This is a genomic window from Rhodococcus sp. NPDC077669, from assembly GCF_040686915.1.
Lineage (GTDB): Bacteria > Actinomycetota > Actinomycetes > Mycobacteriales > Mycobacteriaceae > Rhodococcoides > Rhodococcoides fascians.
The window spans coordinates 297,741-307,666 of the sequence record NZ_JBFBMD010000001.1; the positions used below are offsets into that span (position 1 = coordinate 297,741).

Consider the following 9,926-nt stretch of genomic DNA (forward strand, 5'->3'; position numbering starts at 1 on the left):
AACTCACCTGGGCACGTCAGAAGCCGAGCTTGCCCATCTGCTTGGGGTCGGTCTGCCAGTCCTTGGCGATCTTGACGTGCAGATCCAGGTAGATGCGGGTACCGAGCAATTTCTCGATCTGCAGTCGCGACGCGGTGCCGACCTCTTTGAGTCGCGAACCGCCCTTGCCGATGATGATGGCCTTCTGGCTGGACCGTTCGACGTACAGGATCGCGTGCACATCGAGCATGTTGTCGTGGCCCTCGCGCGGCACGACCTCCTCGATGACCACTGCCAGCGAGTGCGGGAGCTCGTCGCGGACACCTTCGAGCGCTGCCTCGCGGATCAGCTCGGCCATGAGGATTTCCTCCGGCTCGTCCGTCAGTTCCCCGTCGGGATAGAAGGCGGGACCCGGCGGCAATTCGGAGGCCAGGAGGTCGACGAGCTTCTCGATCTGCTCACCGGATTCGGCCGATACCGGGATCACGTGCGAATTCTCGCCCAGCAACTTCGACAACGACATCAACTGCTGTACGACGCGTTCCTTCTTGACCTTGTCGATCTTGGTCACGATGCCGATCAGGGTGGTCTTCGGCGCGATGTGCCGCACTTGTTCGAGGATCCATCGGTCGCCCGGTCCGATCTTCTCGTCGGCGGGGATGCACAGTCCGATGACGTCGACCTCGGAGTAGGTGTCCTGCACCAGGTCGTTGAGACGTTGGCCCAGAAGCGTTCTCGGTCGGTGCAGCCCCGGGGTGTCGACGAGGATCAGCTGCGCGTGGTCGCGGTGCACGATGCCGCGGATCGTGTGGCGCGTGGTCTGGGGTCGCGAGGACGTGATGGCGATCTTCGACCCCACCAGTGCGTTGGTCAGGGTGGACTTGCCGGTGTTGGGCCGGCCTACGAAACAGACGAATCCGGATCGGAACTCTTCGGTGTGTTGCTCGGACATCGAGCACCTCCAGATTTCAGTGTTGGTGAGTGACGTCCGACGAGTCGTCGTCCTCGGTGGATTCTTCGTCGGGTTCGAGCTTTTCGACCAGCACGGTGGTGATGCGGACGCGGCCCTTGGGGTCGGCTCCGCCCTCGCCGCGCAGCAACAATCCGTGAGTGGTCACTTCGGAACCGGGCAGCGGCACTCGGCCGAGCTCGTAGCCGAGGAGTCCGCCGACGGTATCGACCTCCTCGGATTCGATGTCGATACCGAAGATTTCGCCCAGATCCTCGAGCGGTACCCGCGAGGACACCCGGAACCGTCCGTCTTCGAGTTGCTCGATGGGTGCTACCTCGTCCGAGTCGTATTCGTCGGCGATTTCGCCGACGATCTCCTCGATGACGTCCTCGATGGTCACCAGGCCCGCGATGCCGCCGTACTCGTCGACCAACAACGCCATATGGTTTCGGTCTCGCTGCATCTCGGCGAGAAGACTGTCGAGCGGCTTGGAGTCCGGCACGAACACCGCCGGACGCATCAGTTCGGAGACCTGTACGCCTCGCCCACCGTCGGTGGAGTAATACGTCTGCTGCACAAGGTCTTTGAGGTACACCACGCCGACGATATCGTCCACGTTCTCGCCGATCACCGGGATGCGAGAGTGCCCACTGCGCACGGCCAGCGACGTCGCCTGCCCCGCCGACTTGTCGGATTCGATCCACACCATCTCGGGCCGCGGCACCATGACCTCGCGGGCCGAGGTATCGCCCAGCTCGAACACCGATTGAATCATTCGGCGTTCGTCGTCGGCCACGACTCCGCGCTCGCGAGCCATGTCGACGAGCTCACGTAGCTCGATCTCGGATGCGAACGGGCCGTTGCGAAATCCCTTGCCCGGGGTGATCGCGTTACCGATGAGGATGAGCAGCCTGCTGATCGGCCCGAGGAGCCAGCCGAGGGCGCGCAACGGCAACGCTGCGGCGAGCGCGATCGAGTACGCGTTCTGCCTACCCAGCGTTCTCGGACCGACGCCGATCACGACGTAACTGACCAAAACCATTGCCACAGCGGTGATCACGAGCGCGGTGGTCGAGTCGATCAATTGGGTCAGGCCGCCTGCGAGCAGCACCGTGCCGCCGATTTCGCACAGAATACGAAGCAGCACCATGAGATTGACGTACCGCGGGCGGTCGGCAACCACGACGACGAGGCCGGTGGCACCCGGTCGCTCGTCCTTGACCATGTCTTCGATTCGCGCCCGCGAGACGGTGTTCAGGGCCGAATCGACGGCGGCGAACAAGCCGCCGAGAGGAACCAGCAGAACGGCGAAGACGATGAGTGCGGCAGCACTGCTCACGCGCTAGGACCCCGCACTCCCGCTGGTCCGAACACGCACATCATCGGTCGAGACCGTCGACGAAGCCGGCCTTGCCGAGCAGCCGAGCGTCTCGAACGGCCTGTTCGGCTGCCTGCTCCGCCCGCCTGGCGTCTTCGTACCATTCGGCCAGCAGACGGTTCTGCAGCTCGAACATTTCCTTCTCTTCGTCCGGCTCGGCGTGGTCGTAGCCGAGCAGGTGCAGCACGCCGTGCACGGTGAGCAGCGCGAGCTCGTGTTCGAGCGAATGTCCTGCTGCCGCGGCCTGATCCGCCGCGAAGGACGGGCACAGCACGATGTCTCCGAGCATCGCCGGTCCGGGCTCGGGAGCATCGGGCCGACCGCCCGGTTCGAGCTCGTCCATCGGAAACGACATCACGTCGGTGGGGCCGGGCAGATCCATCCAGCGCATGTGCAGATCTGCCATGGTTGCCGAATCCACCAGCACCATGGACAGTTCCGCAGCGGGGTGCACGTCCATGCCTGCGATCGCGAACCGTGCGACCGAGACCAGTTCGGGCTCGGAGATGTCCATCCCCGACTCGTTGGACACTTCGATACTCATCTAGCCACTACCCACGCTCTCGTTGCCTGCATTGCCGTTTCCGTACGCCTGAATCATCTTCTCGCCGAACGCGGCCCACCGGCACGGCGTTGCGCGCGGTTCGCGATGACGCCTTCCGATGCGGACTCGAAGCGCTCGTAGGCGTCGACGATTTCCGAGACGAGCCGGTGACGCACCACGTCACTACTGGTCAGTTGCGCGAAGTGGATGTCGTCCACGTCGGTGAGAATCTCCGACGCCGCACGAAGGCCCGACCGGGCACCGCCGGGTAGGTCGACCTGCGTCACGTCTCCGGTGACGACGATCTTCGATCCGAAACCGAGACGCGTGAGGAACATCTTCATCTGTTCGGCCGTGGTGTTCTGCGCCTCGTCGAGAATGATGAACGCGTCGTTGAGCGTACGGCCACGCATGTAGGCGAGCGGCGCGACCTCGATGACTCCGGCCTGCATCAGCTTGGGGATGGCCTCGTCGTCCATCATGTCGTGCAAGGCGTCGTGCAGTGGACGCAGATACGGGTCGATCTTCTCGTGCAAGGTTCCGGGCAGAAAGCCCAGACGCTCACCTGCCTCCACCGCAGGCCGCGTCAGGATGATGCGGCTGACCTGCTTGGTCTGCAATGCCTGCACTGCCTTGGCCATGGCCAGGTAGGTCTTGCCCGTTCCGGCAGGACCGATTCCGAACACGATCGTGTTGGCATCGATCGCGTCGACGTAGCGCTTCTGGTTCAACGTCTTGGGCCGAATGGTCTTGCCTCGACGCGACAGAATGTCCAGGCTCAGCACCTCGGCGGGAGAATCCGACACCCCCTCGGTGAGCATGGCGATCGACCGGCGCACTGCGTCGGGAGTCAGTGGCTGAGCACGTTTGGCCAATGCCGCCAATTCGGTGATCACCCGCTCGGCCAACGCCACATCGGGCACCTTCCCGGTGAGCGTCACGGCGTTTCCTCGTACGTGGATGTCGGCCGTCAGCATCTGCTCGAGCGCCCGGAGGTTCTCGTCGGACTGTCCCAGCAGCGGCATCACTGCTTCGGGGGCGAGCTCCAAGGTGGACCGAACGTCGCGCTCGGCGGGAAATTCGCTGTGTTCACTCACGTGGTGGCTATGGCCTGCTCTCTTGTTTCGACCGGTGACGCTGATGTTTCGAACGCGTCCGTCAGGTCGCGCTCGGACCAAGTTTAACGCCGCAGGATCGATGCGCATTCCTATTACCCACGGCGCTCGCCCAGGACGGCCTCGAGCGAGAGCGCCCAGCACCGCGAATCCGGGTTCAGGAAGGCGAAGTGGTCCTCGCCCGGCACGATCGCCGGCTCCGCGTCGTCGCCCGCGGCTCGTGCGGCCTCGACGTACCTCGAGCTCTGCGAAGCCGGGACCTGAAGGTCATCGGATCCGTGCAGACAGATCGTCGGGATGCCGATGGGTAGTCGGGCCAGAGGTGAGGCCGACCGGTACAGCTGGGGCTCGTCGTCGTAGCGGGCCTGCAGCAGGGCCTCGACCGCCGGATTGGTACGTCCCGACGCACCGCGCGGCTCCAGATCGAGGACACCCGCCTGCGAGACGATGCGCGACGGCCGGACCGTCGTGTCGGTTTCGCCGCCGAGCCACACTGCCAGGTGGCCGCCCGCCGAGTGCCCGATGACGCGGACATCGTCGACACCGACCGGGGCGTGGTGCTGTACCACCCCGACCACGGCGTCGAGTGCGGCGCGCACGTCGGCTTGCATCTCCGGCCAGTGCCCGCCCGCACCGACGCGTCTGTACTCGATGTTCCAGGCCACCGCACCGGCTCCGGCGACAGCTCGGGCGAACTGGGTGCCCAGATTCGACGCGTACTGCCCACTCCAGAATCCACCGTGCACGATCACGACCACCGGTGTCGCGGGCGTGACCGGCGCGGACGGCAGATAGAGGTGACCGAACTGTTCCGGATGCTCGCCGTACGCGATCTTGATGCGAACGCTCATGCGTTCGGGAAATCGGGCGGAAGTTGCGCCCACCGTGTCGTCAGAACGCCGAGAGCTCCCAACGCAACAGCTCCGGCCGTCGAGGTTCGCAGCACCGTCGGCCCCAGCACCACCGGGGTCGCGCCTGCCTCGGTCAGAGCCGCGATCTCTCTGTCGTCGAGGCCACCCTCGGGTCCGACGACGATCGCGACCTCGGGCACCGAATCGAACGGCAGGTCGCGGAATGCCGAGGTGGCCGCTTCGTGCAGGACGGCGACGATGCCGCCGCCCGCCACGATCCGGTTCACGAAGGCGTACACCGAGCGTGAATCGTGCAACTCGGAGACCTCGGGGATGTATGCGCGACGCGATTGCTTGGCCGCCTCGGCGGCGGTACTGCGCCAGCGCGCGACCCCCTTGGTCGCCTTGGGCCCTTCCCAGCGAGCGACGCATCGCGCCGACTGCCACGGCACCACGGCGTCGATCCCGGCCTCGGTGGCCAGCTCGATCGCCAGTTCGGAGCGGTCCGCCTTCGGCAACGCCTGAACCAGCGTCACCGTGGGCGTGGCTCGCGGCATGTCCGTGCGCGACTGCACCGTCAGTTCGAGTCGGTTCTTCTCGGCACCGACGACGACCGTGTCGGCCAGACCGCCGGCACCGTCACTGAGCAGCAGCCGCTCGCCGACTCGGATCCGCCGCACGGTCGCGGCGTGATGACCTTCTTTGCCGTCGAGCACGGCGAGCTCTCCCACGGCCGGCAGCGGCGTGAGATAGAAGACCGTGGGGGCCATGAATCAGCGCCCGCTGAAGGCTTCCCGCAACCGCGAGAACAGGCCGCCGCTGTGCGCCGAACCGGTGGTGACGACCTCCGCCGAATCGCGGTCGCGCATGGTCTTGAGCTGTTCGAGCAGGTGGGTCTGCTTGCTGTCCAGCTTGGTCGGCACGATGACCTCGAGGTGGGCGTGCAGGTCACCGCGGATACCGGAACGGAGCTTGGGCATCCCGTGCCCGCGCAGCACCGTCGTCGAGTTCGGTTGTGTCCCTTGCTCGATCGAGATCTCGGTCGGGCCGTCGATGATGGCGTCGACCGTCACCGACGTACCGAGTGCCGCGTCGACCATCGGGACGCGAACGGTGCAGTGCAGATCGTCGCCGTCACGGACGAACACCTCGTGCTGCTGCTCCACGATTTCCACGTAGAGATCGCCTGCGGGGCCGCCACCCGGCCCGACCTCGCCCTGCGAGGCCAACCTGATGCGCATGCCGTTGCTGACGCCGACCGGGACCTTCACCGAGATGTCCCGACGCGAACGCACCCGGCCGTCGCCGCCGCACTTTCGGCAGGGGTCCGGGATGGTCTCGCCTGCACCGCGGCAGGTGGGGCACGGACGGCTGGTCATGACCTGGCCGAGGAACGAGCGCTGCACCGACTGCACTTCGCCGGCACCGCCACAGGTCTCGCACCGAACGGGCTTGGAATCGCCGTTGGTGCCCGAGCCGGCGCACAGGTCGCACAGGATCGCCGTGTCGACGGTGATGTGCTTGGTGACGCCGGTGGCGCATTCGTCGAGGGTGAGTTTGGTTCGCAGCAGCGAATCGGCTCCGGGTTGTACGCGTCCCTTGGGTCCGCGCTGTCCACCGCCTGCGCCGCCGCCGAAGAACGCTTCGAAGACGTCGCCGAGGCCGCCCCCGAATCCGGCACCGCCGAATCCGCCGCCACCACCGCCGCCGCCCTGCTGCAGAGGATCGCCGCCGAGGTCGACGATTCGACGCTTCTCCGGATCGGAGAGCACCTCGTATGCGGTGGAAATGTCCTTGAACCGGGCCTGTGCGGCCTCGTCCGGGTTCACGTCCGGGTGCAACTCTCGCGCCAATTTGCGGTACGCGCGTTTGATCTCCTGGTCCGTAGCCTGCTGGCCGACGCCCAAAGTCCCGTAATAATCCCGTGCCACGTCGTCTCTTTCGTCCTAGAAGATGAATCTCGTTCGTTGATGCTGTGTCGCGGCCGCTGTGCCCCCGCGGCCGACGATGGATCGTCGGCTCGCGTCAGCGCTCGGCCAGGACCTCGCCGATGTACCTGGCAACCGCCGCGACCGACGCGATTGTTCCTGGATAGTCCATTCGGGTGGGGCCGAGAACGCCCATCCCTCCCAGGACCATGCCAGCAGAGCCGTATCCGGTGGAAATCACCGATGTTCCGCGCATCTCCTCGACCTGCGTCTCCTCGCCGATACGCACGGTGACGGTGCGGGTGTCCTGCGTCACGGCGAGCAGCTTGAGTACCACCACTTGCTCTTCCAGCGCTTCGAGTACCGCTCGGAGCGATCCCGGAAACCCTGCGTCTCCCGCGAAGTCCGCCGCATTGCGCGTCAGATTGGCCGTTCCGCCGAGAACCAGCCGCTCCTCGGGATGTTCGACGAGCGATTCCACCAGCACCGTGGCCGAACGAATCATCGCGTCACGCAGGGCGGGAGGTGCATTCTCGGCCAGCTCGGCCACGGCTGCGGACGCCGCCGCCAGCCGCTTGCCTTCCAGTGCGCCGCCGAGCAACCGCCGCAACTGGGCCAAGTTCTCGTCGTCGATGACGTCGCCGAGTTCGACGATGCGTTGATCGACCCGGCCGGAGTCGGTGATGAGCACCAACAGCAGCCGAGCCGGTGTGAGAGCGACGACCTCCAGATGTCGAACCGAGGACGCCGACAGCGTCGGGTACTGAACCACGGCTACCTGCCGGGTCAGCTGAGCGAGCAGTCGAACCCCACGGCGCAGCACATCGTCCAGGTCGACGCCGTTCTCGAGAAACTCCAGAATGGCGCGACGCTCGGCCGCTGACAACGGTTTGACGTCGGCGATCCGGTCCACGAACTGGCGGTAGCCCTTGTCGGTCGGCACCCGCCCGGAGCTGGTGTGCGGTTGGGCGATGTAGCCCTCTGCCTCGAGGACCGCCATGTCGTTGCGCACGGTCGCACTCGACACACCCAAGTTGTGACGCTCGACAAGAGCACGCGATCCCACGGGCTCCTGAGTGGACACGTAGTCCGCCACGATCGCTCGCAGAACCTCGAACCGCCTGTCGTCGGTGCTCGACATCGGTGCCCACCTCCGTTCTCGTTGTCAATCGTCGCTCGAGTCTAGTAGCCGAGGAACGCATGCTCGTGCAAGGCCTTACTGTGGTCCGAGTGGAAACTGTCTTTCGATTCGGTCCAGCGGTTCGAGGCTCGCGATGATCTTCAAGGGTGTACGAGACGGAAAGCCCTACCCGGAGCACGGCCTGTCCATCAGGGACTGGTCGAGAATTCCTCCACGCCAACTGCGTTTGGACGAGATCGTCACCACCACCAAGGTGCTCGAACTCGACCGGTTGTTGTCCGAGGACTCCACCTTCTACGGCGACCTGTTCCCCCATGCTGTGCAGTTCCGAGGCGTCATCTACCTCGAGGACGGCCTGCACCGCGCTGTCCGGGCGGCGCTGCGCAGTCGAACGGTGTTGCACGCCAGAGTGTTCGACTACGACGCCCTGGGAGCCTGAGGGTTCGAGGGCCTGAGAACACTGCAGCCTGAAACAGATCGTTCAGGCCGCGGCGATGGTGCGCACCACGGCGTCGGCGAGCAACCGGCCGCGGTCGGTCAGCACGAGGTGATCACCTCGCTGCACCATCAACCCGTCCGCCACGGTCTGCTCGGCGGCTGCGAGCTCGGTCGGCCCCAGCAGACTCATCGGCACCCCTGAGCGCAGACGCACGGTCAGCATCAGTTCTTCGAGATGACGGTCCTGCGCGGTGAGCAGCTCACTGCCCTGCACCGGCAGCTCGCCCGCGGCGAGCCGATCGGCGTAGGTGGCCGGGTGTTTGACGTTCCAGAATCGCGTGCCGCCGATGTGGCTGTGCGCTCCCGGCCCGGCACCCCACCAATCGCCGCCGTCCCAGTAGCCGATGTTGTGCCGGCAACGCGCATCGGCATCGGCGGCCCAGTTCGATACCTCGTACCAGGACAGGCCCGCCGCGTTCATGGCCGTGTCGATGCGCTCGTATCGGCTCGCCAACACGTCGTCGTCGGGTGCGGGCAACTCACCTCGACGCACCTTTCGCGCCATGGCGGTGCCGTCCTCGACGATCAGTGCGTACGCGGAGACATGGTCGACACCCGCGTCGAGCACCGCAGCGAGGGACTGATCGAGATCGCTGTCTCGCTCGCCCGGCGTTCCGTAGATGAGGTCGAGGTTCACGTGCTCGAAGCCGGCTGCGGACGCTTCCTTCGCCGCGGCCACCGCTCGTCCCGGAGTGTGGGTGCGATCCAGAACCGCCAGAACGTGCGGTGCCGCGGACTGCATGCCCAACGACACCCGCGTGAACCCGGCGTCGCGCAGCCGCTCGAAGAATGCAGGCGACGTCGATTCCGGGTTCGATTCCGTGGTCACTTCCGCACCGTCGGACAGCCCGAAGCTCGACCGGACCGCGCCCAATACGTCCGCGAGGCCGTCGCCCCCGAGCAACGACGGCGTCCCACCTCCGACGAAGACTGTGTCGGCCATCGGTACTCGACCCGCGCCCGTTCCGATCAGGTTCGCCGCAGCGTCGAGTTCTCTGCGCAGGCCCTCCAACCAGGACTGCGGCGACGCCGATGTGCCCAGCTCCCCGGCCGTATACGTATTGAAGTCGCAGTACCCGCATCGCGTGGCGCAGAAGGGCACATGCACGTAGATCCCGAACGCACGTTCCCCCACTCCGTCGAATGCGCCGGACGGCAGCTCGAAGACTGAGGAGGTATCGACGACGGTATTCACGGACTCCAGTGTCCCAGAGTTCACCGGCGGCCCGATCCACGCGCCGCCCAGGGCGCTGTGCACGCACGACTCGCACCCTGCCAGCCTATTTACCGGAATTTTGGGGTAAATAGGCCGCCGCGGTCGGCACCCGGTCGATGACGTGGCACAATGGCACCCGTGACCGACTCAGGAATTCGACTCGTGGCGCGCCGCCATGTCGATCTCGGCCGCGTCTGCAGCGCGTCGTGTCGACACACGACCGGCTGCTGACCCAGCCCTCCTTAGAGCAAGTCCATTCGAACCACCGGTTCCGCACCATCTCGTGAGCGCTCTTCTGCGCAACGATCGGAGCCGGCCCGCACC

Annotated in this window: 10 protein-coding genes; 1 reads left to right on the forward strand and 9 read right to left on the reverse strand. The window is 65.8% G+C overall.

The window, feature by feature from the left end:
- Positions 1 to 16: 16 nt before the first annotated feature.
- The 8 genes from era to hrcA form a co-directional block, all read right to left on the reverse strand.
- Positions 17 to 931 (reverse strand): GTPase Era, encoded by a 915-nt coding sequence (gene era / locus AB0P23_RS01445; RefSeq protein WP_027497495.1) that lies wholly within the window; start codon positions 929 to 931, stop codon positions 17 to 19.
- Positions 932 to 947: 16 nt separating this feature from the next.
- Positions 948 to 2,270 carry a hemolysin family protein gene (locus AB0P23_RS01450; RefSeq protein WP_027497496.1) on the reverse strand — a complete coding sequence of 441 codons (1,323 nt, stop codon included), beginning with the start codon at positions 2,268 to 2,270 and terminating at the stop codon, positions 948 to 950.
- Between the two features lie 40 nt (positions 2,271 to 2,310).
- The gene (ybeY, locus tag AB0P23_RS01455; protein ID WP_032368173.1) at positions 2,311 to 2,853 is read right to left on the reverse strand and encodes an rRNA maturation RNase YbeY; all 543 of its coding nucleotides are present in this window, start codon (positions 2,851 to 2,853) and stop codon (positions 2,311 to 2,313) included.
- A gap of 53 nt (positions 2,854 to 2,906) precedes the next feature.
- Positions 2,907 to 3,950, reverse strand: a complete 1,044-nt coding sequence (locus AB0P23_RS01460; protein ID WP_027497498.1) for a PhoH family protein — start codon at positions 3,948 to 3,950, stop codon at positions 2,907 to 2,909.
- A 113-nt stretch (positions 3,951 to 4,063) separates the two neighbouring features.
- The gene (locus AB0P23_RS01465; protein ID WP_032374424.1) at positions 4,064 to 4,819 is read right to left on the reverse strand and encodes an alpha/beta hydrolase; all 756 of its coding nucleotides are present in this window, start codon (positions 4,817 to 4,819) and stop codon (positions 4,064 to 4,066) included.
- Positions 4,816 to 5,589: a 16S rRNA (uracil(1498)-N(3))-methyltransferase gene (locus tag AB0P23_RS01470; protein WP_032374425.1), complete on the reverse strand. Its 774-nt coding sequence runs from the start codon at positions 5,587 to 5,589 to the stop codon at positions 4,816 to 4,818. Before AB0P23_RS01470 ends, AB0P23_RS01465 begins: the two co-directional genes overlap by 4 nt.
- Before the next feature lie 3 nt (positions 5,590 to 5,592).
- Positions 5,593 to 6,750, reverse strand: coding sequence for a molecular chaperone DnaJ (dnaJ, locus tag AB0P23_RS01475; protein ID WP_287452512.1), 1,158 nt, complete (start codon positions 6,748 to 6,750; stop codon positions 5,593 to 5,595).
- 94 nt (positions 6,751 to 6,844) lie between these two features.
- Positions 6,845 to 7,888: a heat-inducible transcriptional repressor HrcA gene (hrcA, locus tag AB0P23_RS01480; RefSeq protein WP_027497502.1), complete on the reverse strand. Its 1,044-nt coding sequence runs from the start codon at positions 7,886 to 7,888 to the stop codon at positions 6,845 to 6,847.
- Between the two features lie 133 nt (positions 7,889 to 8,021).
- Between hrcA and AB0P23_RS01485 the strand changes: the two genes are divergently transcribed.
- Positions 8,022 to 8,327 carry a type II toxin-antitoxin system VapB family antitoxin gene (locus tag AB0P23_RS01485; protein WP_027497503.1) on the forward strand — a complete coding sequence of 102 codons (306 nt, stop codon included), beginning with the start codon at positions 8,022 to 8,024 and terminating at the stop codon, positions 8,325 to 8,327.
- Positions 8,328 to 8,369: 42 nt separating this feature from the next.
- Here AB0P23_RS01485 and hemW read toward each other — a convergent pair whose 3' ends face one another.
- Positions 8,370 to 9,581 (reverse strand): radical SAM family heme chaperone HemW, encoded by a 1,212-nt coding sequence (gene hemW, locus AB0P23_RS01490; protein WP_032374426.1) that lies wholly within the window; start codon positions 9,579 to 9,581, stop codon positions 8,370 to 8,372.
- Between the last annotated feature and the right edge of the window lie 345 nt (positions 9,582 to 9,926).